Annotated in this window: 24 protein-coding genes and 1 pseudogene; 9 read left to right on the plus strand and 16 right to left on the minus strand. The window is 59.3% G+C overall.

Going from position 1 to position 26,742, the window contains the following annotated elements:
* Nucleotides 1–161 precede the first annotated feature (161 nt).
* From WCA85_RS06800 to WCA85_RS06815, 4 genes are all read right to left on the minus strand, one after another.
* Entirely contained in the window at nt 162–1,193 is a 1,032-nt protein-coding gene (locus WCA85_RS06800; protein WP_424062404.1) for a CobW family GTP-binding protein, read from the minus strand.
* Nucleotides 1,190–1,507, minus strand: a complete 318-nt coding sequence (locus tag WCA85_RS06805; RefSeq protein WP_424062405.1) for a hypothetical protein — start codon at nt 1,505–1,507, stop codon at nt 1,190–1,192. The genes WCA85_RS06800 and WCA85_RS06805 overlap by 4 nt, the downstream gene beginning before the upstream one ends.
* 36 nt (nt 1,508–1,543) lie before the next feature.
* A complete protein-coding gene (locus WCA85_RS06810; protein WP_424062406.1) occupies nt 1,544–2,587 on the minus strand; it encodes an NAD(P)-dependent alcohol dehydrogenase in 1,044 nt (347 codons plus the stop codon).
* A 342-nt stretch (nt 2,588–2,929) separates the two neighbouring features.
* The gene (locus WCA85_RS06815; protein ID WP_424062407.1) at nt 2,930–3,820 is read right to left on the minus strand and encodes a LysR substrate-binding domain-containing protein; all 891 of its coding nucleotides are present in this window, start codon (nt 3,818–3,820) and stop codon (nt 2,930–2,932) included.
* Nucleotides 3,821–3,949: 129 nt separating this feature from the next.
* Here WCA85_RS06815 and WCA85_RS06820 point away from each other — a divergent pair, with 129 nt between their 5' ends.
* On the plus strand, nt 3,950–4,693 hold the full coding sequence (locus WCA85_RS06820) for an SDR family oxidoreductase (protein ID WP_424062408.1): 744 nt from the start codon (nt 3,950–3,952) through the stop codon (nt 4,691–4,693).
* Nucleotides 4,694–4,781: 88 nt separating this feature from the next.
* Here WCA85_RS06820 and WCA85_RS06825 read toward each other — a convergent pair whose 3' ends face one another.
* The gene (locus WCA85_RS06825) at nt 4,782–5,570 is read right to left on the minus strand and encodes an alpha/beta fold hydrolase (RefSeq protein ID WP_424062409.1); all 789 of its coding nucleotides are present in this window, start codon (nt 5,568–5,570) and stop codon (nt 4,782–4,784) included.
* A gap of 63 nt (nt 5,571–5,633) precedes the next feature.
* Nucleotides 5,634–6,614, minus strand: a complete 981-nt coding sequence (locus WCA85_RS06830; RefSeq protein WP_424062410.1) for an amidohydrolase family protein — start codon at nt 6,612–6,614, stop codon at nt 5,634–5,636.
* A 149-nt stretch (nt 6,615–6,763) separates the two neighbouring features.
* Here WCA85_RS06830 and WCA85_RS06835 point away from each other — a divergent pair, with 149 nt between their 5' ends.
* Nucleotides 6,764–7,711, plus strand: a complete 948-nt coding sequence (locus WCA85_RS06835) for a LysR family transcriptional regulator (protein WP_424062411.1) — start codon at nt 6,764–6,766, stop codon at nt 7,709–7,711.
* 408 nt (nt 7,712–8,119) lie between these two features.
* Nucleotides 8,120–9,145 carry a porin gene (locus WCA85_RS06840; RefSeq protein ID WP_424062412.1) on the plus strand — a complete coding sequence of 342 codons (1,026 nt, stop codon included), beginning with the start codon at nt 8,120–8,122 and terminating at the stop codon, nt 9,143–9,145.
* A 181-nt stretch (nt 9,146–9,326) separates the two neighbouring features.
* On the opposite strand, the gene WCA85_RS06845 is transcribed toward WCA85_RS06840, so the two are convergent.
* Entirely contained in the window at nt 9,327–10,814 is a 1,488-nt protein-coding gene (locus tag WCA85_RS06845; RefSeq protein WP_424062413.1) for a DUF1254 domain-containing protein, read from the minus strand.
* A gap of 211 nt (nt 10,815–11,025) precedes the next feature.
* Between WCA85_RS06845 and WCA85_RS06850 the strand changes: the two genes are divergently transcribed.
* Nucleotides 11,026–11,814 (plus strand): hypothetical protein, encoded by a 789-nt coding sequence (locus tag WCA85_RS06850; RefSeq protein WP_424062414.1) that lies wholly within the window; start codon nt 11,026–11,028, stop codon nt 11,812–11,814.
* Between the two features lie 23 nt (nt 11,815–11,837).
* Here the strand turns inward: WCA85_RS06850 and WCA85_RS06855 are convergent, their stop codons facing one another.
* The 6 genes from WCA85_RS06855 to WCA85_RS06880 form a co-directional block, all read right to left on the minus strand.
* Complete coding sequence (locus WCA85_RS06855) at nt 11,838–13,760, minus strand: hybrid sensor histidine kinase/response regulator (protein WP_424062415.1); 1,923 nt, start codon at nt 13,758–13,760, stop codon at nt 11,838–11,840.
* Nucleotides 13,757–15,586 (minus strand): ATP-binding protein, encoded by a 1,830-nt coding sequence (locus tag WCA85_RS06860; RefSeq protein ID WP_424062416.1) that lies wholly within the window; start codon nt 15,584–15,586, stop codon nt 13,757–13,759. Before WCA85_RS06860 ends, WCA85_RS06855 begins: the two co-directional genes overlap by 4 nt.
* A complete protein-coding gene (locus tag WCA85_RS06865) occupies nt 15,586–16,674 on the minus strand; it encodes an ATP-binding protein (protein WP_424062417.1) in 1,089 nt (362 codons plus the stop codon). Before WCA85_RS06865 ends, WCA85_RS06860 begins: the two co-directional genes overlap by 1 nt.
* Complete coding sequence (locus tag WCA85_RS06870) at nt 16,659–17,045, minus strand: anti-sigma regulatory factor (protein ID WP_424062468.1); 387 nt, start codon at nt 17,043–17,045, stop codon at nt 16,659–16,661. The genes WCA85_RS06865 and WCA85_RS06870 overlap by 16 nt, the downstream gene beginning before the upstream one ends.
* A gap of 74 nt (nt 17,046–17,119) precedes the next feature.
* Nucleotides 17,120–17,479: an STAS domain-containing protein gene (locus WCA85_RS06875; protein ID WP_424062418.1), complete on the minus strand. Its 360-nt coding sequence runs from the start codon at nt 17,477–17,479 to the stop codon at nt 17,120–17,122.
* Between the two features lie 34 nt (nt 17,480–17,513).
* Entirely contained in the window at nt 17,514–18,431 is a 918-nt protein-coding gene (locus WCA85_RS06880) for an STAS domain-containing protein (RefSeq protein ID WP_424062419.1), read from the minus strand.
* 787 nt (nt 18,432–19,218) lie between these two features.
* On the opposite strand from WCA85_RS06880, the gene WCA85_RS06885 reads away from it, so the two are divergent.
* A complete protein-coding gene (locus tag WCA85_RS06885; RefSeq protein WP_424062420.1) occupies nt 19,219–20,154 on the plus strand; it encodes a hypothetical protein in 936 nt (311 codons plus the stop codon).
* Between the two features lie 520 nt (nt 20,155–20,674).
* Entirely contained in the window at nt 20,675–21,532 is an 858-nt protein-coding gene (locus tag WCA85_RS06890; protein WP_424062421.1) for a GNAT family N-acetyltransferase, read from the plus strand.
* A 207-nt stretch (nt 21,533–21,739) separates the two neighbouring features.
* Here WCA85_RS06890 and WCA85_RS06895 read toward each other — a convergent pair whose 3' ends face one another.
* Nucleotides 21,740–22,030 (minus strand): hypothetical protein, encoded by a 291-nt coding sequence (locus tag WCA85_RS06895; protein ID WP_424062422.1) that lies wholly within the window; start codon nt 22,028–22,030, stop codon nt 21,740–21,742.
* Nucleotides 22,031–22,427: 397 nt separating this feature from the next.
* On the opposite strand from WCA85_RS06895, the gene WCA85_RS06900 reads away from it, so the two are divergent.
* Entirely contained in the window at nt 22,428–22,601 is a 174-nt protein-coding gene (locus tag WCA85_RS06900; RefSeq protein ID WP_424062423.1) for a hypothetical protein, read from the plus strand.
* Between the two features lie 1,055 nt (nt 22,602–23,656).
* Nucleotides 23,657–24,052, plus strand: coding sequence for a hypothetical protein (locus tag WCA85_RS06905; protein WP_424062424.1), 396 nt, complete (start codon nt 23,657–23,659; stop codon nt 24,050–24,052).
* A gap of 581 nt (nt 24,053–24,633) precedes the next feature.
* Here WCA85_RS06905 and WCA85_RS06910 read toward each other — a convergent pair.
* Entirely contained in the window at nt 24,634–25,218 is a 585-nt protein-coding gene (locus WCA85_RS06910) for a pyridoxamine 5'-phosphate oxidase family protein (RefSeq protein WP_424062425.1), read from the minus strand.
* Nucleotides 25,219–25,301: 83 nt separating this feature from the next.
* Between WCA85_RS06910 and WCA85_RS06915 the strand changes: the two are divergent.
* Nucleotides 25,302–25,670: pseudogene (locus WCA85_RS06915) on the plus strand (AraC family transcriptional regulator); the annotation flags it as partial.
* 95 nt (nt 25,671–25,765) lie between these two features.
* On the opposite strand, the gene WCA85_RS06920 reads toward WCA85_RS06915, so the two are convergent.
* Nucleotides 25,766–26,620, minus strand: coding sequence for a class I SAM-dependent methyltransferase (locus tag WCA85_RS06920; protein ID WP_424062426.1), 855 nt, complete (start codon nt 26,618–26,620; stop codon nt 25,766–25,768).
* Nucleotides 26,621–26,742: the final 122 nt, after the last annotated feature.

The raw sequence follows: 26,742 nt of genomic DNA on the forward strand, positions 1-26,742 counted from the left end.
GAGTCGGGGGCCGCCGTCCCATACACGAGAGGCAAGCGCAAGCGTGCCGTCGCCTAGTGCGAATCCAGCACTTTGCCCCGCCGTGTCCCACGCGACTTCGACGACTGACGCGTCGGTTACCCAACACGCCCCAAGCAGTTCGATCAGAACAGGGGGCGCGTTCACGAGTCGATCTCGCAGTACCTGATGCTCTCCCGCAACTCGCGCCGGTCGAGATTGCGGCCGATAAACACCAGTCGGCTGTCACGGTGTTCACCAGCGAGCCAGGGCCGGTCGAAATCCGTATCCATTGTCATATGCACGCCTTGAAACACGAAGCGGTGCTCCGATCCGGCGAGATCGACGATACCTTTTGCACGTAACAGGTCCTGGCCTTGTTCGACAACCAGTTGCTGCAGCCAGGAGAGGAAGCGCGTCCGTTCAAGCGGACGCTCGACGCGCAGCGACACACTGTCTATCCCGTGCGTATGGCGGCCCTGTTTGACGGGGGCGCCTGCACCATCAGCACGAAGTGGTACGTAGCGGTAGGTCCGCTCGCCGCGTGACGGTTCGCCAGCTTCACCCGCCGATGCGGCAAGCTGCAAGCGCTTGAGATCGAAAGCGCCGCGATCGAGCAGCGCGGCAAGCGGTATTTCGCAGCGGACACTGGTGAGCCATTCCACCGTCGGGTTGATGCGCCGCACGGCGTCCTGAACCGAAGCGAGACCGACCGGATCGACGAGGTCGATCTTGTTGATCAGCACGATATCGGCCTGCGCGAGTTGTTCCGCCGCCTCGCGGCTGTCTGCGAGACGCGCCTGCAAATGCGTAGCATCGGCCACGCAGATTACGCTGTCGAGCCGCGTGCGCTGACGGAGCTCATCATCGATAAAGAAGGTTTGCACGACCGGCGCGGGGTCAGCCAGACCGGACGTTTCAATCAGGATCCCGTCGAAACCATCCTTACGCTTCACCAAAGCGGACACCACGCGAATCAGATCGCCGCGCACCTTGCAGCAGACACAGCCGTTGTTCAATTCGATGACCTCGTCTTGTGCACCGACCACAAGACCACCGTCAATGCCGATCGCGCCGTATTCATTGACGATCACCGCATAGCGCCGGCCATGCTGCTCACGCAGAATGCGATTGAGAAGCGTGGTTTTGCCGGCGCCGAGAAAACCCGTGAGCACCGTAACCGGGATCCGATTCATTGCCAGTCCCCTTGTGTGCCGGGCGCCGCTCGACTGTCCAGGTGGGCCAACTCGTTCGCAAGCCGCTCCCGTTCGGCTTCAATCGCCCGCAACGCGCTTTCGGCCTCGCCGAGGCGCTCGCGCAATTGTTCGATCTGCGCTGTTCCTTCTGGCGAGACCCCGTCGCGCTCCTCGCAAGCCAGTGCGCATGCCAGTTCGATCTCCGCGCCCGCGCGTCTGCTTTCTCCGCGCAAGTGGTGGGAATTGACTTCGGTCATTGCAATGACCAGTCGCATACGCTCGAAAAGCGAGCCTACGTCACGCTCCACAGTCACGGCGATCTCCACGTTAGGGTCCGCCCGTCGAGGCGTCTATGGAATCAGCACCGCCCGGCCTTTGACCTTGCCGTGGTGCAGATCCTTGAGGGCCTGGTTCGCCTCGCTTAGGCGGTACTCCCGCGTCGCCAGATGGACGAGGCCACGGTCGGCGAGCGCCATCAGTTCGACAAGTTCGGGATAGGTGCCGACCAGATTGCCGACGATGGTCTTCTCGCTGGTGATCATGTCGATGGTTGGCAACTCGATCTTTCCGCCATAACCGACGATGTAGTAGAAGCCCGCGTTGCGCGTCATGGCGAGGCCTTTTGCAATCGCGTCGCCTTCGCCGACGAAATCGATTACCGCCTCCGCGCCGTTGCCGCCCGTCAGTTCCAGTACGCGCTCGACTTCGTTACCGTCACCCTTGACCGTGTGATGCGCGCCGCACTCCTTAGCAAGCTGCAGCGCGATATCGGAGCGGTCGACTACGATGATTTCAGCCGCGCAAAGCGCGTTCAGGACCTGAATGCCGATGTGCCCCAGACCACCTGCACCGATCACGACGGCGAATTGACCCGGGAGCAAATGGCGCGACGCCTTTTTTGCAGCGCGGTACGCGGTCAGGCCGGCGTCGGTATACGGTGCGACGTCCTTGGGCGCGAGCGATTTCGGCAACTGGATCAGCGAGCGTTCGCCCGTCAGCAGATATTGCGCGTAGCCGCCGTTGGCGTTGATGCCGGGAAACCGGCTGTCCGTGGCGTGCATATCGTCACCGCGGCGGCAGGCCAGACAATGCCCGCTCGTCACCAGTGGATGGCAGATGACCGGGTCGCCCACCTTGACACTCTCCACACCGCGGCCCACCTCTTCGACCCAGCCGGCGTTTTCATGGCCCATGATGTAGGGCAAGGTCACATCGACCTTGCTGCGCCAGATGCCTTCCACGACGTGCAAATCGGTGCGGCACACACCGGCGCCGCCAATCCGGACGACTACATCAGTGGGCCGCTCAATCTTCGGATCGTCGACATCTTCGTAGCGCACGAATTCTTCGCGAGTCAATGACTCGTCGTACTGATGCAGCACGGCAGCTTTCACTTTTGTCTCCTCCGTTTATGTACGCCTGGTCAATCACTAGGCAATGTCCATGCCAAAGGCGGAGAAAGTGATGAGGGCGTCCACAGTTGGCGTGTGAGCATGAAGAACAAGCGTTATCAACAGCAACGAAAGCGCGGACGTGCGCGCCCGCTGTCGCAAAATCGGACGTTTAATGAGGACGAGCGCTGATAGGGTGTCTGAAAATGGGACGCCTCAAGCTGTTATCCGAGTCTACGAAGGGCCCTGTTGACCGTGCTCTCACTCATCGGTCGCGTGAGTGTCCTGATACCGGAAAACAGATAGCGTCGATGGGACGCGAGCGCTTCTCACCGCGCCCCGTATTCAGCTCACTACTTCGAAGATATCGCGTAGCCACTGCGCGAATACCCTGACCCGCGAAGAAAGCTGACGGTTCTGCGGATACAGTACCGACACGAGCATCGGCGGCGGCGGAAAATCGCCGAGCACGACCTTCAGCGTTCCGGCAGCCAATTCGGCCGCCACCCGGTATTGGGGGACCTGAACCATGCCGAGACCCGCCACGGCGGCGCCCGTGTATAAGTCCGCCCCGGTGACCGATACGATCGACGGAAGCAGTATCTCGATCACCTGACCGTCGACTGTGAATTCCATCGGTAACGCCCTTCCTGAGCCACTGGAGATGTAATTTACCGCGCGATGGGCCTCAAGTGCCTGCAGCGTGGCCGGTTCACCGAATTGCGCGAGATAGGCGGGACTGGCCACGGTGACCTGTGTCATCGAAGCGACGCGCCGCCCGACCATCGACGAGTCCTGCAGTGTCCCGGCTCGCAGCACGCAATCGACTCCCTCGCGCACGAGGTCGACAAGGCGGTCATCCTCGCCGATATGAAGCTCGATGCCGGGATACTGCGCAACGAAATCCGGCAGTGCCGGCACGACAAAGTGCTTCGCCAGCGTCCCCTGCACATTCACGCGCAGTAGTCCCTTTGGAGCGACGTTGCGAAACGAACCCTCTGCCTCCTCCAGATCAGCCACAAGGCGCACACAGCGGCGATAGAACGCCTCGCCGTCATGGGTCAGGCGCACCGTGCGCGTGGTGCGCTCCAGCAGCCGCGTGCCGATTCGCTCCTCCATCCGCTTGACCAGGTTGGTGACGGTGGCCCTTGGAATCTGCAAGTCGTCGGACGCCCGGGTAAAGCTGCCGCGCTCGGCGATGCGGATAAACACCTGCATTTCCTGGAAACGGTCCATAGCAGTCGCGGGCTATTGTTAAAGTGAATGGAATGATTATGCCAGTTTACTCGTATTTATCTTGATCATCGAATGGTTGAATATCTGTTTCACCGACTCACCAATCGAATCACCGACAAGGAGCACATCATGACCATCGCCAAAAACAGCCAGGTTGCCATCGTGACAGGCGCATCTCGCGGAATCGGCGCGGAGGTTGCGCGGCGTCTCGCCAGCGACGGCTTCGCCGTCTGCATCAATTACGCATCGAGCGCGAAGGAGGCCGAGGCACTCGTCGCCGAACTCTCGGCGCAAGGTGCGAAGGCGATTGCAGTCAAGGCCAACGTCGCGGATGCCGGCGAAGTTCGCGCGATGTTCGAGACCACCGAACAGCAACTCGGCAAGATCGATGTGCTGGTGAACAACGCCGGCGTGCTGAAAACGGTGCCGCTCGCCGATACGTCCGACGCGCTGTACGACCAGACCTTCGACATCAACGTACGCGGCACTTTCAACACGCTGCGTGAAGCCGCCGCGCGGATGAATGAAGGCGGCCGCATCGTGAACTTCTCGAGCACGACGCTCGCGCTGAACATGCCGGGCTACGCGATCTACAACGCGACCAAAGGGGCTGTCGAAGCATTCACCCACGTCTTCGCGAAGGAACTGCGTGGTCGCCGCATCACCGTGAACGCTGTTGCGCCGGGCCCGGTCGCGACGGCGCTGTTTCTTGACGGCAAAACGGAAGAGCAGATCAAGACCTTCTCGAACATGCCGCCCCTGCAACGCCTCGGTCAGCCGGAAGACATTGCCGCTGTGGTCTCGTTCCTCGCCAGCACCGACGCCGGCTGGGTCAATGGCCAGATTCTGCGTGCGAACGGTGGCCTGGCCTGAAGCGCAAGCCTGGCGACCGGACAGGCTAACGCCCCTCAAGACCAGGCTCAAAGGGCGTCATGCGTTTTGCGAAACTTTTGCGAAACGCTTACTTCTTCGACGTTGCGGCTTGCTCGATGAGAGTCGCAACGGCATCTGGATGCGACTCATACACCGCGTGGCTGCCCGGCGATTCAACCACTGTGGCGCTAGCCCGCTCCGCCATCGCGCGCTGCGCGTCCGGCGGAATCATCTTGTCGTCCCTGGTGACCAGGTACCAGCTCGGCTTCGTGCGCCAGGCAGGCGAGGTGACTTCACCAGCCAGGGCCTCGACGCCCCAAGGCACCTGGGAATTGGCCAGGAAGCCGGCGCGTTCAGCGTTCACATCGCCAGCAAAAGCCGCGGCGAACTTTGCCTTGTCCAGCGTCAGGAAGCCGTTGACCGGTGGCAGGATTGGGGGGACCGGAGCACCAGCAGGAGGATTGGCTATAAGCTTTTGAACGGATTCGCCTTTGTCCGCGGCGAACGCTGCGATGTACACGAGGCGCGAGACTTTCGGATCGTTGCCGGCCTCCGAGATGACCACGCCCCCGTACGAATGGCCCACCAGAACGACAGGGCCGTCCTGCGCATCCACGACCGCTTTGGTGGCAGCCACGTCAGCTGCGAGTGTCGTCGTGGGGTTCTGGACTATGCTGACATTGAAGCCTTTGGCCTTCAGCAGCTTGTAGACAGCTTCCCAGCCACTACCGTCGACGAAACCGCCGTGCACCAGCACTACGTTGTTGATACGTTCAGCGGCGACAGCAGGACTTGGCGCGATGACGCCGAGAGCCGCCGAGGTGACGCCCAGCACACCAAGAAGCGCGCGCCAGCCGGAGAAAGAATGGGTTTGCATCTGATACCTTGTCTAAAAGGGTTGAGCGAAGTGCATCTCCTTGAGCTTTGCTACAGCCCGCGGTCAATTCAGCCGGAACAACTGTTTCGCGTTGTCGCGGCCAATCTTTTGCCGGTCGTTATCGCCGATCTCCGCGCCATCGAACCAGGCGCTCGCCTCTTCCATCGTCTCGAATGGATAGTCAGTCGAAAACAGCACACGGTCGCCGCCAAGTTCTTCGATCGCGTTACGCATCGCAATCGTGCGGAAATTGCCGCTCGTCGTGACGTGGAAGTGCTGCCGGAAATAGTCGATGAATGGCCGCTTCGCCTTCACGCCCATCGGATTCTTGCCAGTCGCCGAGGCCCAGTGGGACGTACGCCAGATGTTGTTCTGCACGAGTTCGCCGAGATGACCGAGAATCACCTGCAGCGTGGGGTAGGCGTCGAAAAGGCCGCTACCGATGAGGCGCAACGCGTGCACACCCGTCTCCGGCGAGAACGCCCATGCTGGGCCTAACAGCCAGGGATGCCCCTCATAGGCAAGCTGCTGGCTCGGTAATGGATTGCGTGGATGGAGATAGAACGGTACGTCGAGCCGCGCGACTTCGGCCCAGAACGGCCAATACTGAGGCAGGTCGTAATAAGCTGCGTTGTCAGCTGTGCCATTCTGCGAGAAGCCATTGACAAGCGCACCCTTGAAACCGAGTTCGGACACCGTGCGCTCCAGTTCACGAGCGGCGGCCTGCGGGTCTTGCATCGGCAGCGCGGCGAATGCCCCAAAGCGCTCCGGACGGCGCGACACCTGCTCGGCCAGCAGATCGTTCGCGCGTCGCGCGACATCGATTGCCCGCACGGTGTCGACGATCCCCTGCACAGCCGGCGCGTTCAACGACAGGATCGTGTATCCGATTCCGCAGGCGTCCATCCGCTCGATACGCTCTGCCTCAAAGTCGAGCAGTTGCCGGCGCCGCTCCGGCCAGATGTCGGCGGTGAAATAATGTTTAGAATCGCCAATCGTGTCCGGCGATGCGAAGTGCTCCTCGAGAGCAATCTTGTCCTGCATAGGGCCTCCAGATAAGCTGGTGTCAACGTGCGGCGTTCCTTGCGGGTACGCCGTATCGAAACCAGCATAAGAGGGCCACGACTTCCTGTTAAATTCTCGTTTTAAATACGTTCATTCACGACATCAATATCCGCACACCGGCTCAAGCCATGGCACCCGATACTGACCTGCGTAACGTCGACCTGAATCTTCTGCTAGTGTTCGACGTGCTTTACCGCACCAGGAGTACAACGCGTGCGGCACAGTCGCTCCATCTGACACAGCCTTCTGTCAGTAACGCGCTGAAGCGGCTACGCTCGTTGTTCGATGACATCCTGTTCGTGAAGACAGCCGACGGTATGCAGCCCACATCGAGAGCGGACGAAATCGCGGTGCTCGTGGACGAAGGGTTCGCTTCGTTGCGTCTTGCGATACAGCCAGGCCGCGCGTTCGATCCGGCCACCACAACACGCACGTTCCGTCTATACGTCAGCGATCTCGGACAGGCGATCTTCATCCCGCCTCTTGTCGCCCATTTGCATCAGATCGCGCCGGGTGTCCGCATCGTCACGACCGACCCGCCACTCGACGCCGCGCAGCAAATGATGAAGCACGGTCAAATCGATCTCGCGATCGGTATGTTCACGGGACTGCATGCTGACTTTCATCAGCAACGGCTCTTTCCGGAAATGTATGCTGCGCTCGTGCGTAACGATCATCCGACGATAGGCGCGGCCATTTCTATTGAGCAGTTCTTCGCAAGCGAACACGTGATCTACACGCCCACCGCCGGCAGCCACGCCCGTTTCGAAGCAGAACTCAATGCGCTGTCCCCGCGCAACGGCAACGCTCGCCACGTGGCATTGCAACTCGCGCATTCATTCGGGCTGGATCGCATCGTCTCGTCCAGTAACCTTGTCGCCTGTATCCCGAGTCGCCTTGCGCGCGTGCTGGCGGGCCGGCCCGATGTCCGCGCTGTCGCGCTGCCATTTGATATCGCGCCAGCCGATATTGCCCAGTTCTGGCATGAACGGTATCAACGCGACGAAGGTCACCAATGGCTACGCGCACTCGTCTATGAGCTGTTTCACGATCTTCGTCCGAGCGCGGTTCTCTGAGCAAGTTTGAGCAGCGCAGTAGCGATATCCAAGTCATCGCTACACGTAGAAGCGCAGCTTGCCGAAATCCGCAGTCCAGCCACATATCCCCTCGTCTACCCATCGATGAGGTCGAGTCGAGCCTTGCTCTCGATACCCATGCACGCGGTTCGAGCGGCCAGGCCACTCCATGTTCGTAATTAGACCGCGCGGCGTCGGCATCTAAAAAATGCAAACGAATCGAATATTTGTGCAAGGACACTTGATCTCCATGCCGATATTCTTCCTCCGTCAAAGCAATACGCCCGGCACCCGCCCTGTCCATTGAACGTCGACAACGGTGCATCGCGAGCGAACGCCAGACAGCTGAACGGTCGTTTTGTCCGCATGAGCGACCCGTTTGAATAAAAATATCAATATGGAGACGCAATGCTAAAACGACTCATTGTCGCGTTCGGCATGCTCGCGGCATGCATGATTCAAACCGCTTACGCTCAATCTTCGGTTACGCTGTACGGCGTCATTGATAACTCGGTGGAATACGCCGATGGCGGCAAAGGAGCCGTTGTGCGCGCTGAATCCAGCGGCTTTTATGCAACTCGCTGGGGCATGAAAGGCACCGAAGATCTCGGCGGCGACCTGCACGTCAACTTTCAACTCGAAGATGGATTTTCGGCTCAGACAGGCGCTGTCTCGAAGGCTGGCGAAGCATTCAGTCGAATGGCCTGGATCGGCATGTCAGGCGGGTTCGGTGAATTCCGGGTAGGTCTGCAAAACACGATCCAGTACGTCTTCATGAACCCCGAGCTGGATCCGATCGGCGTGATGAGCATGGCCTCGCCGATGAACAACTTCAACAGCCTGACCATCCGCGAAAGCAATGCGATCTCGTATTTTGCGCCGACGATCGGCGGCGTGACGGCACAGTTCATGGTTGCAATGCGCGATTCCACGACGACTCCAGACAATGGCCTGGGCTTCTACAATGCAGCGCTGCGCTACGTCAACGGACCCTTCCGTGCGGCAGCCGGCTACGAGCAGGCTGACGATGCGGTAGGCACCGCGACCCTAAAGGTGCTTAACGTGGGTACATCCTTGGGGGTCGGTAAGGCACGCTTCTACCTCGCGTACCACATCGAAACGCTATCCAATGGCAGTATCAGTCGAGCGGTCGCGGAAGCCTCCGGCTCGTACATGGTCACGCCACTTGATGAAGTCGTGCTGTTGTACGGTTACGAGCATGACCGGACAAGTCTGGGCAACAATGCGCAGCAAATCGGTCTGAATTTCCAGCACCACCTGTCCAGTCGCACCTTCCTCTATTTGTCGGCCGGTTTTATCCAGAACCGCAACACGGGCGAGTTCACGCTGAACGGCACCTCCTATGGCGGTATCGCAGTTGCGCCAGGGTCGAATACGCATGGCGTCATCATCGGCATGGTTCACAAGTTCTGACGGGCGCAAGCCAGCTTCGATGTGCAAAAGAAATTCCGCCAAACGTGAACGATCTGAGAGTCTGTGCGGAATAACCGAAAGTGGCCGAGCCCGGTCCGACAATCACCAGCTCAGGTCGACCCAAACTGGTCCTCCAGGTTGGGGCAAACTCACCGACCGTCTCGAAGAGATAAACGGTCGGCTAATTCAGCTTCTCAAAATCCCCAGGCTTCCATGATTGGTCCATGAATGCTTTTTCGGGAGCATAGAGCCTGAGGATTACAAAGAAGCCTTTGTCGGGCAGTGTCTTCAACCAGTTTTTACCTTCACCCGGCGACGTAGGTCCCACATAGATGTCCGTGGTTCCATCCGGGTTGGTAACAGGTTTATCCATCGAACTCAACGATGGGAAAGGTTGTCCATTGTCGAGGCCTGAACCGGTAATCGGATCATAAAGCGTCAGCGACCAGAAGTTGGCCGCAGGAATGTTCTTGGGCAAAGTCAGCTTGTAGCTGTTGCCGCCGAACAGGAAATCTCCTTTCGAATCGCGGAACGCGTTGGGGTACTTTGACCCGGCATTTTCCATTGTGACAGCCATGCCGGGGCTCGTCGCATAAGCGTAAATGAAGTACCCGGTTCGAAAATCTACCTGATTTGCCGTCTTGCCCGAAAATGTCGGGCTGCCCCCAGGGAAAGGGTTTAGCCATTGTCGATCGGGATAATATTTCACGCCGGTGTAGGTCAGCGTGTGACCAAAGCGAAATGCTGTCTTCGCTCCCATGTCGAGGAGCTTGCGCATTTTTTCGTCCGGCTTGAACTCCTTTCCCTTTTCGATGCCCAGGGATGCGGCCATTCCTCGCATTTCCATGTCCGCTGGCTCAACCGTTTCATACTGGATGAACCGGTTGAGCATATCGAACGCCGTTCCATCTTCGGGGTAGAGCATGTTGGCTGGCTTCGCAGAGGCGTTTGGAAACTCCATCGGCTTCGCGCTGCTCTTCTTGCCAAGCGGATAAATCTGCGTCTGCTCCATGACCTTCACCGGGCCGTCGAGTTGCTTCGGGTCCTTGAAGAAGCCGCGCCAGAATACAAACACGCCGTAGGTTCGCGAACGAAAGGTCATGTACCCTTTGGGAACATTTCCTTTGTAGTCTGGCGGAAGCACAAGATACTTGCCCCCTTTGCCCTTGTCGGGGCCAGGCAGTCCAACATCGCCGCACCAGGTTTTGCCGTCGATCCTGGCTTCTGAACAAATCGGCCGCTGCCAGAAGTCATCAAGAATGCCCTGTAGTCCTGGCGGAACCTCTATGACAATCGGTCCATCCTTTTTGAGGTCAAGGTAACCAAGCGCATAGATGACATCCGAATTCGGCGTCGTGATGAGCGTCCTGGCGTTCAGACGGTCCTTGAAAATTGGCAGAACGTTATAGCCGGCGCCGAATGTTTTTTCCGACCCCTCTTTCATGCCATACATGCTCAGCGCTGGAAGTGCCCACAGATAAACCTGCGCTGCACGCTGAAGTACTTGCTGATCCTGAAGAGCGGAGACAACATCATCCGCCAGGAAGCTTCTGTCGAACGGTGCGTTTGCAAGCGCCTCAGGCGTTTTTGCTTCGGTACCGGACTGAGCCGACGCGGACAGATTCGCTGCGAGTAAGGCCAGAGTGATGGCCGCCGACTGAATTTTCATGCTCTCTGTCCTCTTATCGTACCGCCTCTTTTCGCACAGTCGCCGCAGTGGAACCATAGGTAGTTGGGGCAATGGGTTTGCCCCAAAGGGCAATATAAGAAAAAGCAGGCGCTCAGCCTGCGCCATTCTCGTGCATCCGCAACCTCCCCCTCTCTTAAGCCTTAGTTAAGCGCTCGTTCAATATCATCATCGCTCAATGCAGGAGCACGAGATGAAACAGCACACGTTGAGTATTGCCAGGCAAGCTGCGAGCAAAGTCCCCGAAATTACGCTGGGATTCTGGGTGATCAAAGTCGCTGCCACCACGCTGGGAGAAACCGGCGGCGACTGGGTGTCGATGTCGCTGAACCTCGGCTACCTGATCGGTTCGGCCATCTTCCTCGTCTTGTTCGTTGGCCTGGTTTCTGCGCAGATGAAGGTAAGGGAGTTTCATCGCTACCTGTACTGGGCGACCATTGTCGCCACGACGACGCTCGGCACGACGATGGCGGACTTCGCGGATCGATCGCTGGGCGTTGGCTATCCCGGCGGCACCGCCATCATCGTGACATTGTTGATTGCCAGTCTGGCGATATGGTATCGATCGGAGGGAACGGTCTCGGTCGAAAGCATCGTCACAAGCAAGGCGGAATGGTTTTACTGGATTACGATCCTGTTCTCGCAGACACTCGGAACGGCGCTCGGCGACTGGGTGGCAGGTGAGGACCGTGGCGGTCTCGGTATCGGATACGAATATGGAGCAATGCTTTTCGGAGCGGGCCTGGTCGTCGTGATGGGCCTGTATCTCTGGACGCGCGTTTCTCGCACGGCGCTCTTCTGGGCTGCGTTTATTTTGACGCGCCCGCTAGGCGCGACGTTGGGTGACCTCCTCGATAAACCCGTGGCGGCGGGCGGACTCGACATTAGCCGGCTCTATGCGTCAGGAATCTTGCTGGCCTTCATCGTAGTTTGTATTGCCCTCATGCCACAGCGCTCAACAAGGCGAAACCCAGCGATTTAATCCCGGGAATGCGCCTCCCATAATCAGTGCTCCTCCCTCGGGAAACGGCTCGCGACGACGCGCTGGATCTCGTCCGCAGAAACTGGTTTGACCAGATGAAAGTCAAACCCTGCTTCCTGAGAACGCTGACGGTCGGCCGCCTGACCGTACCCGGTGACGGCAATCAGCAGTGCGTTGGCGGTGCTAGCCTCCTTGCGCATCTCCCGCGCCAGCTGGAGGCCGTCCATTCCGGGCAAACCCAGATCGAGCAGGACAATCTCCGGATTGAAATCCGCTGCGATTTCCAACGCATGTCGCGCCTCGTGCGCCACCTTAACGTCAAATCCGTCAGATTCGAGTACCATCGCCAGTAGCATCGCTGCGTCGACACTGTCGTCGACCAGCAGCAGGCGCAAAGCGGGGCTAGCGTCCCCCGGCGCGGCAGCCGTTACACTCGAAGCAGGTTGTTCGGGCTGATGAGCCTCGCGGCACAGCGGCAAGCGCACAACGATCTCGCTGCCTTGCCCCACCCCACTTGAAAATGCATGGATATGTCCACCGTGCAATTCAACCAGAGTACGTGCCAGCGGCAGGCCAATCCCGAGTCCCCCCTCGGAGCGCTCGAGTGAAGTCTGCGATTGCACGAAGAGATCGAAGATACTCGGAATCGTTTCGGCACTCATCCCGACACCGTTGTCGCGGATGGTAATCTGCACGTCGTCATGCGCCTTGCGCACGTCGATCAGGATCTGGCCGCCCTGCGGCGTGTATTTCACCGCATTCGAAAGTACATTGCCGAGGACCTGTGCAATGCGTACGCCGTCTCCGGTGACGTAGAGCGACTCATCGGGCATCTCGGTCGTGAGTGTATGAGCCTTTTGGGTTAGTGCAGGTGCGACCGTTTCGATCGCTGCTTCGATGGCCGCAACCAGACTCACGCTCTCCTGCCGCAGTGTTATCTTGCCCTGCGTGATACGTGCAACATCAAGCAGGTCATCGACAAGCCGACTCAGATGCCTCACCTGGCGTCCGATTACCGCGCGCATCGTTTCAAAATCTTGCGGCGAAGGTGTGCGATCCGGATCAATCAGTTCAATCGCACTGCGAATCGGGGCAAGCGGATTGCGCAGTTCATGCGCAAGCATGGCAAGGAACTCGTCCTTACGACGATCGGCCTCACGCAATACCAGTTCGTTAGCCTTGCGCTCAGAGATGTCGTTGACGACACCTGCCAGCCGATAGATCCGGTCAACCGCATCGCGGACCGGGAAGGCACGCTCGGCAACCCAACTCGTCTTCCCATCGGACCGCACGATCCGATACTCGATCTCGTACGGCGTACCCTCGGCGAGCGCCCGATATGCGGCCTCCACCGCGGCCTGGTTGTCGGCGTGAATGCGACCCGCCCAGTGACCCAATCCGGGAACGGGAAACATCGCCTCATCTCCCCAGAGGCGATGATAAGCAGGACTGACATAAAGCAACTGATTAGTCGATGGGTCAAGCATCCAGAAAACATCGTCGATGTTTTCCGCCATCTGCCGGAAGCGCTCTTCGCTTTCGCGCAACGCGCCTTCCGCCCGGCGCACGCGCAGCAGCGCGCGTACGTGAGCAATCAGTTCGGCAGGTTCGATCGGTTCAATCAGATAGCTATCTGCACCTTCATCAAGCCCCCTGATCTTGTCAATACTCTGCACGGCCGCCGCGGAAGTCTGCAGCACGAGAATGGCCGAGGTCTCTGGAGACGCCTTTATCTGCCGGCAAACCTCAAATCCGTTGATGTCAGGTAGTTTCACATCGAGGAGAATCAGATCGGGCAACGAGACTCGTGCACGCTCAAGCGCTTCGGTGCCATTCGCGGCCTCGATCACTTCAAAGCCGGCTCGCGCCAAAATTTTAGTTTTCGCGTACCGGGCTCCGTCGTTGTCGTCGACGTTAAGTATCAGATTGGCGGTCGCTTCTTTCATGGCAGATTCTTGTCCGTGGGTCGTTCAGGGACGCTCAGAATCGCGTCCAGCGAAGTGAGCAGTTCGTCACCCGAGAGCGGTTTCGTAAAAAATGCGTCTGCACCGACCGACTGGGCCCGCACACGCTGATCGGTATCGCTCAGAACAATAACGGGCACGCGTCGTCGGGACGACACGTTGCGTAACAGGGCACCGCCTTCAACTAGATTCCGGGCATGCTCCTCGTGACGAAGCTCTGCCAGCCAGGCCCAGCCGTCTTCACGCCCCGCTTGCATGTCAAGTACCACGGCGCATGCGGGCGCAACCGCCAGTATCCACTTTGCCTCCCGTAAGGTGGCCGCGGCGGTGGGCCGAAACCGGGAGTTGTGCAGCGAAGCCTCGTAGCGAATCCGGTCATCGAGGGAAGTCGACACAAGAAGCACCATGTCGAGTTCGACATCGCGAGCGGGTGACGTGGCAGGCGCCTGATCGGTCGTTTTCGGCACGTATGCCTGGATGGTCGCGGTGAAAGTCGAGCCTTTGCCCAGTTCGCTTTCGAGGCCAACCGTTCCGCCTAACAACTTGCACAGCTTGCTGCACAGCGGCAGGCCAAGTCCCGTCCCTTTCACAAAGGTCTGCAGCCGGTTCTCCACCTGTTCGAATTCTTCGAAGACAGTGTGCTGATATTCGGGCGCGATACCGATCCCGGTGTCAGAGACCGAGAAGGTCAGCAACTGTCGCGCAGCGTCGTACCTGGCGCAAACGCGAACTTCGCCCTGCTCAGTAAACTTTAATGCATTGGATACAAAATTGCGCAGAATCTGCGCGACCTTGCCTTCGTCGGTATAAACCGGCGGGATTTCATCGCATGGCTCGAATATCAGGTCAACGTCAGCAGCGGGAAGCAACGGCCGTAGCATGCCGCGTAACGCTGAGAAGAGCTTGGCGACCTCAAACTCGGTTGGCCGCACTTCGACCTTGCCCGCTTCGATCTTCGCAAGATCAAGCAGGTCATCAACCGTTTCGGACAGGTCCTCAGCCGCCTTGCGAATGAAGCGGACCTGTTTGGCCTGCTCCTCAGTCAATTCGCCATCCGTACGATCCATCAGCAGTTTCGACAGCGCGCGAATGGAATACAGCGGCGACCGGAATTCGTGGCTCATGTTCGACAAGAAGCGCGACTTGGCATCGTCGGCGCGGCGTAGATGATCTGCGCGCTCGTCGAGTTCGGCGTACAACGCGACCACGCCCCGATTGGTGTCTTCCAGTTCGCGCGTGAGCCTGGTCAGCTCTTCCTGACGCTCCTGCAACTCGTCGAGCGCCGTAGCGAGTTCACGGTTTTGCCGTTGCATCTCATCGAACGTGCCGCCCGGACTCAAGGCGGCGGCCCCCTGAGTCAGGACTACGGACGTTTCAGCCGCAACCAGCGGAGTATGTGCCGGAAGGTATTTTGTCAGTGTCACCACGGCGTCGCCTGCTGCATCCTCAATCAGGCAAGCGTCCATCAGACGTTGCGCCGCGAGTACGCCGAGCGGACCCGGCAGGTCGTCGGTGAAGGAGCGTTCGGCACCCGGCGCCCGTTCTATCAACCGGGCAACAGGAATCGCAGGAGCCACGAAGCGAATCAGCAGGCTTTGTGGTTGCGTCGCCTTATCCACGAGAAACTCAGCACGGCCGTGGCGGGTGGCGAGGAACACCACGCGCGCGACTTCGAGTACCGCCGTCGCGATGCGAACCTGATCATGCCGGGTGAATGCGAATGCTTCGCCAAGTTCCCGGGCATGCCGGCGCGCGGTGACCACCGAAAGCTCGCCGTCCAGTGGCAGGACTTGCAGGGATTCGGCCATCACAAGTTCTCCTTGGAGCGCATGCGTGCGACGAACACGGTCACGTCATCGCGGCCGCGTGCGAAGTCCCGATAGAGCACCGCTGCGATCAGAGCAGGATGACGGTGCGCCAGGCCCGGATACCGGCTTAGATCCCAGCGGGTTGCGAGACCATCGGAATGGAGAATCAGCAATCCGTCCGGGGGCCAGCCGACCTGAAACTCCTGAGCCTTGCGCATCTGGTGACCGACAATGCCCGCGTGCGAAACCAGATGGCGATGACCGCCTGGCGCCCAGACGCTTGCCGCAATATTGCCGACCCCGCAAAAGCGGGCATTGCCGATCACTTCGTCCGTAAGATCGACCGCCGGGATACTCGCGGCGCCGAGCGCCGCACCGCGCGTCGGGCGCAGCGCCTCATGCGATGCCTCAATAATTTCGACCACGCCTGGCGCGTCGAGCCGCGCGAATGTTTCCGTTGCGGCAAGCGCAGCAGTATTGGCAAGTGGGCCGTGTCCAAGGCCGTCAGCGACCAGCACAACGAATTCGCTGCCCGCGTAGCCGCAGGTCCAAAGGTCGCCACATAGCGTCTCGCCTTCCAGCGGCAAGTTGATCGCCCCGTACACCACCGGAGCCGGGTGTGACGGAACTGCCGTGCTGGCATCGCTCCAGATCACGATGCGCAACACGGTACCCAGACCTGGCGCGCTCCAGATGTCGAGTTCGTCGCTGAGCCGTTGAATCGCACCCATGCCGTTGCCTGGACTGCCGGCCGTCGTATAGCCGTCGGCGAAACACGCATGGAGATCGAGGATGCCCGGACCGCTGTCTATTGCGAGCAGTTCAATGCCGTAAACTTCGGGCGACGCCGAGCCGCCCCCCTCTGCGCGAGCGATCGGCCGCACCAGCAATTCGCCGCGCTGCGCGTGTTTGAGCTGGTTGGTCCCGCACTCGGTCACGACGATCGCCAGCCTACCCAGCATCGTGTCGTCGAAGCCGACGCCATGCGCCAGTTCGCCGATGCTGCGGCGCGCAAACGACACCGAGCTGGGATCGCCTATTTCAAAGCGTCGCTGGGTCGCGCTCAACCCATTCAGAACGGCTTCCATTTCGTCACCGAAATATGAGTACCTTCGCCTGGCGCAGAGCGGATCTCAAACTCGTCGCATAGCCGCTTTGCACCGCCCAGGCCCAGGCCTAAACCATTGCCACTGGTATATCCGTCGGTCAGCGCCCTGGAAATATCTGCGATGCCGGGTCCGTTATCGACGAACTCGAGCCTCAGGCCAGTACGACCGTTACGACGCACGGTATAAAAGTGTACGTCGCCGCCTCCGCCATAGATGACAGTGTTGCGAGCGAGTTCGCTGGCTGCAGTCACGAATTTCGTCTGATCGATCAGTGAAAGACCCAAGCTCACCGCCCTTTCGCGCACGAAACGCCGCAGCCGCACGACCTGTTCGTCCGAGCGGATCGACATGATCTCGTCAGGCGGCTGCCCGTCGGGACCTTGTGGACCGGCTGTCTTATCGTTGCTCATCATGGAGGACGCGCTCAAAGCGGTGCCGTACCGGTCAGCAACGCCATACCTTTTTCCACGTTCAGCGCAGTGCGTACGCCAGGGAGCGCCAGTCCAAGTTCCACCAGCGTGATGGCAACCGACGGCTGCATGCCGACGACAACCGTCTCCGCGTCAAGCACGCGCGCCATCGCCGCCGTGTCGCCGATCATCCGGCCGATGAACGAGTCGACTACATCAAGTGATGAGATATCGATCAGCACGCCTTTAGCGCGGTCTTTGACAATGCGGCTCGTCAGATCGTCCTGCAAAGTCATCGCAAGACGGTCGTGCATGTCAACCTGAATGGTGACAAGCAGCAGCTTGCCCATCCGGAGAATCGGAATGCGTTCCATGGTCGGGGTCCGTTTGAATCCGCATTAACCGACGTCAGTCGCCGGCGAACTGGTTGCCCCGCAACGAGCCGGGAGCACCGGGCGCTTCGGCTGGCATGATGGCGCCCGCGACAGACTTTCCGGTGCGATTCAACGCGACGATGAACGCGTCCGCGATCGTCGCCTTGGTGATGACGTTCTGCAGATTCACGCCCAGGTGAACAATGGTTTGAGCAATCTGCGGACGTATCCCGCTGATAATGCAATCCGCGCCCATCAGGCGCGCGGCGGCCACTGTCTTGAGCAGATGCTGCGCGACGAGGGTGTCGACTGTGGGCACACCGGTGATGTCGATAATCGCGATTGCCGCGCCCGTTTCGACGATCTTCTGCAGCAAACTCTCCATCACAACCTGGGTGCGCGCCGAATCCAGCGTACCAATCAGCGGCAAAGCCAGTATGCCGTCCCACAACTGAACCACAGGCGTGGACAACTCGAGCAGTTCCTGTTGCTGACGCACGATGACCTGCTCACGGCTCGTCTGGAAGACTTCCGTGGTGTAAAGACCCATCGCATCGAATAGCGTGCTGATCGTCCAGCTCAGTTCCGCGAGAAGCGCTGGATTGGCGACCAGTTCGCCGCGCAGGCGCGCAAAGAGCGGTTCTTTCAGGGAGAACACGAACATCGCGGTTTCGACTGGCGTAAAGCCTTGCCGAGCCCTCGCGCTCGACACTTCCGCGAGGAAGCTACGCACTTCGTCCCACGTTGGTGTCTTGAACGCCACTCGATCAGATGACTCGAGCGCCGCGCAGACCAGCTCTACGAATTGCGCGAACTGGTTACGCAACTGCACTTCGGCGACTCCGCCGCGGCGCGAGGCGATCGCGTACTGCTGGGTTACCCATTCGCCGAGCAACTCGCTTTGTCGTTCCTTGAACAGTTGGGCCAGACGCGTTCCGCCAAGCGTTTCCATACGAAGTCCCCAATCAGTGTGGTCATCAGAAGGTGCAGGTTGCCCTTCCTGTAGTCTCGCGCCCGCTCGAGCGAGCTATAGGATGGGCGGCATTGGACTTTAGCATGGGCTATACGGCAATCACAACGGGCTCCGGCAGTTGCCGGTGGCAAGGACAACTAAAGCGCAATTTGACTCAAGAAAGCCCTCCGCTGCATGAGTCGAATTTACTCCAGGGCGGATCGGTATGCGGCGAGATGAGTAACTATTGCCTGTGAATCCGCGCGATCTTAGCAGGGGCCCGGAGGCGGCGCTGCCTTCATCCATCGGCGCAGGCACCTGCCGCCCAGGATTGGCCAACTGCGCTGCGATCGCGTACGGCCGTCCGGGTGCCATGGTCGTAAGCATGCCGGTCGCGACGAGTTGCTGTCGGCAGTCGTGGCATTGTCAGCCGCCGCGAATTGCGGCTGGCTTTCGTTGTTGACGGGCTGAAAGTCATCGTGATGCGCAACGACATGCTGGCGGAAGTCGTATTCGAGCAGCGAGAGCTGGGCAATCCACCGAATGGCTGCGAGCTCGGGGCATCGATTTCGCCCAGATAGCCACCGCTTGCGGTGCGGCGGGCTCGCGCCTGATGGCCGTCGGCCACATCATTTGACAAACACCCCCTGGTAAATACCCCCTGGCCTTCCCGTGACCCAAACCGGGTTTCGAGCGGCACAGAAAATGCGACCACGACAGACGTTCATGCCGCACGGCATCGCGGTGATTCCGAACGAGTCGGCATACAAGGTCATGGAGGCAGTCAATGAACTACGCAAAAGATCCGGCGGACTATCCGCTCGCCGCGAAAGACCCTGCGCTGTTTGTCCATCAGCACGAGGGGGCAGTGTCATGGGGGGCGGTGTTCGCGGGCGGCGTCGGTGCAGCGGCATTTGCGCTGATCCTTCTGACATTGGGTACGGGTCTCGGCCTGACGTCCATCTCCCCATGGTCGACGGGTGCATCGAATGCAAAAGCCTTAGGCTTTGCCGCCGTGGTGTGGGTTTGCGTCACCTCGATTCTCACGTCAGGATTAGGCGGCTATCTCGCGGGCCGGTTGCGCCGCCGCTGGCTGGCAGTCGACGCCGATGAAATCCACTTCCGCGACACCGCGCACGGTTTTCTGAGTTGGGCCGTGGCGACGCTTTTCACGGCGGCGATACTGACATCGGTTGTATCAGGCGTGGTGCGGACCGGCGCGCAAACCGCCGCGACAACTGCCGCAGCGAGTGGATCCGTCACGATGGAGGCGATGCAACGCGGCAATCCAGCAGCCGGGATGAACACCTGGCCGCTCGGCTACTTTGTCGACTCGCTTTTCCGGATGCCGGCCGGCTCCCCACCGCCCGCAACTGCGGCTACGACGGGCAGCAACGAAACACCCCGCGCGGAGACGGCGCGCATCTTTCTGAATAGCGCAGCGACGGGGGATCCGTTGTCGCCGGAAGATACTGCCTATTTAAGCCAACTCGTTGCACAGCGCACAGGACTTGCGCCGGATGCTGCGCAAGCACGCGTGACGACCACCTATACGCGCCTGTTGCAAAAAATCTCGGCGATGAATACCGCTGCTAAAAGTGCCGCCGATGAGGCGCGCAAGATCACCATTGGTGTTTCGTTGTGGTTGTTTATCTCGCTTTTGATGGGCGCTTTTTCAGCAAGCCTGATGGCAACGTATGGTGGGCGTGTACGCCAGCTCTAATTGGAATTTCAATTCATCCGCCGAAGGAGGTCTTATGCGTTCGATTCTTCTGTATATGCTCGGGGTGCCAATCCCCATCATCATTCTGATCGCGCTGTTCTGGCATTAGGCGCCGGCTCCTGCTACGGGTCCGATCCACCTATAGAACCGCAATGCTGGTTTCATCAACCGAGGTATTTTTTGGTGCGGGCATCACCGCGCTTACCTGTGGAGCAGACAATGGACACGACGGGCGAAGACGGGACGGAACAGAGCGGGATTAGGACTTCGGACTTCGACTGCTGTAACCCTCAATGAGTGGGGACTTTCGCCGTTCATACTCGCCCCACTGCGACGACCCCTTACGAAGTCTGAAGGACACTTGAATGTCTATGTGGAAGCATTGGGCAACGGCGGCTCCGGGCCGAACTGAGGCATGGCACCCAGTGCCGCGCGACATTCCCCCGAGCCCCCAGGCATGGGCAGCACGGACGACGTAGTTTGCGTCCCATTTGGTCAAGAAGTCGTGCATGGAGACGCCATGGGCAGAATCTCAGATGGCGAACGTGAATACATCGTTCGGCCCATGAAGGCAGAAGAAGTCGCGCTGGCGATCGAGTGGGCAGAACAGGAAGGCTGGAATCCCGGTCGCCATGACGCGCCCTGCTTTCAGGCCGCCGATCCGAGCGGATTTTTTGTTGGCGAGTTGCACGGCGAGCCCGTCGGCTCGATCTCCGCTGTGGCCTATGACGAGCATTTCGGCTTTGTCGGCCTATATATTGTCAGACCGGATTTTCGCGGCAAAGGACTGGGGCTTCGAATCTGGCGACACGCAATGGCCTACCTGGGCGAACGCAACATCGGCCTTGACGGAGTCATCGCGCAGCAGGCGAATTATAGAAAATCCGGGTTTCAACTTGCACACCGGAATATCCGCTTTCAAGGCGTTGCACACGGCGCAGGGAACACGCCACTATCTAATCTCTCGGACGTGCCATTCAATCAATTGGCCACATACGACCGGCTACTATTCCCCGCACCCCGCTCAAGCTTCCTGACAGCGTGGATTGCCCAGCCCGATGTTGTCGCGCTGGCCGCGATACGTGATGGCCGCATTTGTGGATATGCCGTACTGCGCAAGTGCCGCCACGGCCGCAAGATCGGCCCGCTCTTTGCCGACAACGAGCGGACCGCTGAGGGACTATTCAGCGCACTGCTTTCCAGGTGCCCGGATGAGATGGTCTCGATCGATGTGCCGCAAAATAATGCTGCGGCCATCGCCCTGGCTGAACGATACGGAATGGCCAGCACCTTTGAAACGGCAAGGATGTATACGGGAGAGCCCCCGCCGATTCCGATTGCGCGAGTGTTCGGGATCACGTCATTCGAACTCGGATGAGGTTATCCTGGCTGCCGTCCGGGCGACGGTCCAGCAATAGTGCAATCCAGCCGCGTCGCTTCGCACTCCCGGTGACGTCGAAGTCCACGAGTCCTCGGTTCGTGCACCTGACGTCCAGCCCGGTTAGACCCACTTCGGTCCTTCGCTTTTCCGCGAAGCGGTCATTGAGTGCGTTTGTTTGCGCCTGGTTATCAGCCTTAATCGCTGTTATTGGCCAGCCGGCGACGCTGTGGACGGGGTCGCCAGCGTGTTGTGACTCCCGGGAATGTTGGTGAGGGACGTCGCGCTACTGTTCGTGCCATTCGGCGCGCCCGAGTTCGACGACATGGCGGCCGCGCCGCTGTCCGAGTTGGTGACGCCAGGCGTGCCGTAGCCGCTCGTTGCAGCGGCCGGCGACACGGTGGTCGGGGTCGCCAGCGTATTGTTCTGTGCATAAGCGCCGCCCGACAGCGTGAGTGCAGCGACGGCCCCGATTAATGTGCTGGTTACCTTGCTCATGATTCGTATCTCCTTGATTAAAATAGCATTTCTACGCAAACGATCCATTCGCACTTCTCCATAGCGGTCGTTGTACAGCGCACCAACACCGCCGGATCGAGCCCGTAGCAAGCGCTACCAGTTTAGTAAAGCGGTCGCTGATAATTAAGCGCCTTGTTCACAATGGTGAATTTCGAATTCCGGAATTACCCGTAATGGGTCCTGGTCCCCAATCTGAGGCCGGCGTGGTTCGGCATTGCGCAGTGCTTCCTCGCCAACCTCTGTCTAGAGGTGGTCGACAGAAATAGTTTGTATCAGGGCTAAATTCCGCTCGATTTCTTCCGATGACCGGGTATATCGCGGTCATCCGAACCGCGAGTGACAGCGCCAAAAGCGTTTTAACCGGGCAGAGGAATTTATGGATGTAAGTCAGATGGCGGCACAGTGGAGCGACCTGCAGTCGCAAGCGGCGGACGCAGAACTATTTCAGCGCGATGCGGAAAAAGCCGGAATGCTTCGCGCGGAAGCAATCGGCATCGAAAAACAACTTAAGGCTGCCGGTTACGATTTGCACTCGCTTGTGGCGCTGTGAGCATTTTGCGAGCGAGCGCATGCATCGTCGGCTCGCAAGAATTTCCGCACGTTTATCCATCGATTACAAACGATCTGAGTCTCCGTGTTGAGGGCCCGTTTGTGACCGCCAGGTGCCTCATGCAATCGGCATATGAAGTCGGAACCTCGCAAGCCTGCGATAGGCAGCACGCGACCCAAGCCGACGTTGGCCTCGGCACCTTATATTCGGCGGCTTCCAAGGTACGCCGGATATTCGTTCCCTCCAGTTGCTCGGCGGGTCTTCGGCCTTTGTCGACATTGGGGCGGTCTGGGTTCTGCGCCGGCAATGTAGCGGATCGCTGACGGTGGCGGCAGCAAGCAGCCCGACGGCAGCTTCAAAGATTTGACACCTAGGCTGCATGGGTCAATTTGCAAACGGTTCTTCGCCTCACCGCTGCCACATGAGGAAGACCGTATCGAAACCTCCGCCATCGAAGCCAGGCGCGATCACCGGATAGCCTGATTAAAGGTGAACCGCTTTTCCGATCCAGGTCTGCGCATTTCGGACACGAGAGCCAGATTTGCACCCTCAAGATCGTCCTGCAAATCGCCGTTAACACTACAGGGAGGTAAGTGGTGCTTGGCCAGTTGACGCAGTTTGTGCAGCACTAGCGAGCGATTCAAGGACGGCCGAATTGCTTTACTCGGTCCCCGGCGCGGCAACGTCAGGTCGTTGTCCGGGCGTTTCTCGCTCACGCGAGCAGCGCCGCCCCCTGAGTTTCGCAAAGACGCAGTGTAAGGCTTTCTCGCTAAGGCGAGGGAGTCGAGCCAGCACAGCCCACATAGGATCGCCCAAAGGCCACGGTTGATCGGATGCGGGCGCGATGACGTCAAGAACGCTTTTTTATTCTGGAGTCGGCCTGCGGCGACGACTGCTTACCGAAATCGCGGTCGATTGCCGTGGAGCGATCTCAGCCGCGTTGCAACGCACATAAGCCACACGCTCAGCCCTCTGCGTTACGGACGGAGTATGGACTCGCCTGCTTGAGGTTCTTTGGCCCGCATGCCGCGCGGCGGTATTTTCTGGAGATATTTGTGCTTTTCCCGTTGTTTCGTCAGGCTATGATTTTGTCACTCGCCACAATGGCTTTTTCCGCTTGCTCGGTATTCGATCCGGCCAACCCGGCAAATGCCGACCCGAAAATCAGCTTTGAGCGCACCCAGAAAGTGGCGCAAGACAACAACATCAAGTGCCTGTGGGCGTGGGGAGCAGACCCGAAGACGGGCAGTTACCATTGCGAGCCCATGGGGAAGGCCGGCCACGATGACACCCGACCGAGCTTCGCCGAAATCGGGCTACGCGTGGTCGATGGCGGCCTGAAACTGCCGCAGGGCGCCGGGATCCCGCTGCGGGTAGTAACGATCGATGGGACGATTAAGCTAACGCCACAGTCTATCGATACGCAAACTCTCTATACACAAGTGCGGTAGTCCCTCATTCGCGCTGCGCTATTGTCGAAAGCGCACTGTCCCTGCGATGGAGGGCCTCCCCGACAAATCATTAACGAAGGCAGTCACCCTTAGACTCTTTGCAGATTTCCACAAATCGCGAATCTGGCAACAGAAAGGCGTCCACGAACTTCAGACCTTAGGTGCGGTCTCTTTTCGACGTTCTCAGCGACGCGGTCTTCAAACCCCCTTCCGTGGACCCACGCGTCAATGATCGCAATGGCCGAAGACGAGTCCATAGCTGAAGGTGCGCTATGGCCGTTCCACTCTGATACCTGCCGTAGGAATCTCGACGACCGGGCCGTCGGCAACGGGTCGGGAGTGTGAATTCGCCGACGCTGGAAGCTGCCATCCCGCTGCTCGTCGCCGCTACCGTCAGCTATCCGGTGCATGGCTGACGTAGAACCAGCCCGTTCCAACGTCAGCAAAGGCCGACGACAGGACGCACATCGTAGGTGGTCCAACGTCCGTTGACGGAGAGTGAAGCAGTCGCACGACTGTCCAAATGGCGGTCACGCCGAATGACTCTCCCTGGACGGCCACATCGACACGGATGCAGACCGTTAAGGAACGAGTACTTGCTCCGACCAACCATGGGGTGTCAGGCTGTATGCCCTTCGATCGTGCAAACGGTTTTCAATTGACCCGAGCCAAATCTCCATTTGTGTGGGCGCAAGGAGAAGCGTCGCGACTGTCTCAGGGCATTCGCTCAGGTCGCCAGACGCACGCGCCAGGGCGTCGACTTCGGCAAGCAGTACTTGCCTCGATTCGATCGGCGAACTCTGCGACCGCCCACGCGCGTGGTATGTATCGGCGAGTCGACTAGCTTTGGGTCTTGCGCGCCAACTGGCGATAGTCACTTCGTCGTGTTGAATACGCGCGCGGCCCCGCAGTCGACATTGGACCATAAGGGATGGCCAGAAGCACAAGACCTCCCATTTATCGGCAGCGAGCTGCGCAACCTTCGGACTTGTGGAACTGATCGACGCTATAAGGCCGCTGCTGGTTACCTCCCGCACTGTGATGATTCGCGAGACCGGTATTCCGCTGGTGTCCACCGTGACAAGGGTGACGAAAGTCGCGCATGGGTCATTTGCGTGCCGAGCTCGTTCGAACAGGTCAATTAACTGGTGCAATGGGTTAGTCATATGGGTCGAGGAAAATGCGCCCAGCAACCTACAGTTGGGGCGCCGCGTAGGACATGAAATGCTGTTCGTTGCTCGAGCGATCTGTCGCCGATGCCGCGTTGGTGGCGCAGCTCAGGTTCGAACCGACGCGCCAGCTGCTCGGCGCGCAATGCTCGGGCACGCTGATACTCGCGAGACTAGGTCTACTGGATGGCGTTCCGGCCTGCACAGACCAGACCACCAAACCCTGGGTCGAAGAAGCCGGCGTCCCGGTGCTCAACCAGCTGTTCGTGGCCAGGCAAAACGTTGCGACTGCAGGCGGGTGCCTGTCAGAGCAATATCTGGCGGCCTGGTTCATCGCGCGGCTGGCGGGCGTCGAGTCTGCACGCGCCGCGATTCACCATGTCGCTCCGGTGGGGGAAAAGGAGACCTATGTCACGCGAGCATTGGCGAACATCTCGCCGTTTCTCTGAAGGGAAACGATCAGCTACCTACTACTGGGCACATTGGCTCATCGAACCGATTAGACAATAAGCCGGAATGTCACACATACCACTGCGTTGCACAGCTATTCGACGACGGCACTGAACCGGTCTTTGGTCGTAATGCGTCGGTTGCGGGTTGTGAACGCATCGGGCCGCGCTCCGCGCACGCTTTGCCAGATGACGACACCGTCTTCCACCTGTGGCCCAAAGCCAAGTTCATGCGGATCGTACGGAAACATCGTGGCAAACCAGCGTCGTAAATAGGTTGAATCGTCGAACACCCGGCCGCATACCGGAATGTCGTAGACGATGAAAAGATGCTGGATTGCGCCGCTCGCGAGGCCCGCTTCCAGATTGCGCAACAGCGTCGTCATCAGATCGGGGCCGAATGGATTGAACATGAACACCACTAACTTGCCCGACAGCGTAGCTAGGTTAGCGACATTGGCGTTGACTGCGCGGATCGGCGGACGCGCCGGAAAACGCCGCGCGATCGCGGCAGCGTTCGCATTCGCGGTCTCCACCAGGTCCGAACTGATGTCGTAGCCTAGTACCTCGGCAAACGGATACTCGGACGCGACGATTAACGGCCGGCCTTTACCACAGCCGATGTCGACAAACGTATAGCCGCCGATATCGCCCAGCGTGTCGAGCGCGCGACGGATGATAGTCGGCTGCGAGCCCATGTAAGGGTTCAGCTCGTGCACCAGCCGCTCATCGCGCTGCAGGACTAACGCGTCAACAAGGCCGCTGGTATCGGTGCCATATTGCAGGTCGATCGGATGGCGCCGCAGGCAGCCCGAGTAAACTGCGCGCAACACTGGAAGGTGAATGCAAATACGGCGCATCCTCGGTGTAAGCATTGCGCGCTGCGCGCGGTCAGGCAGCATCGCGATGGCGTTTAGAAATGGCTGTTTAAGCGTATTTCGAAGGGTCATCGTTGGGCGCCGGGAGGAGCGTTCGGGAAAACGTCTGGTCGTCCCGGCATGCTCGCGCCCTGAGACACGAAGCAGCCGCCATAGGTCGGTCGTTTTACGACAAGAGCGCGTCGAGATCGATT

Origin of the sequence: Paraburkholderia sp., assembly GCF_049581445.1 — a bacterium.
Taxonomy (GTDB): Bacteria; Pseudomonadota; Gammaproteobacteria; order Burkholderiales; family Burkholderiaceae; genus Paraburkholderia.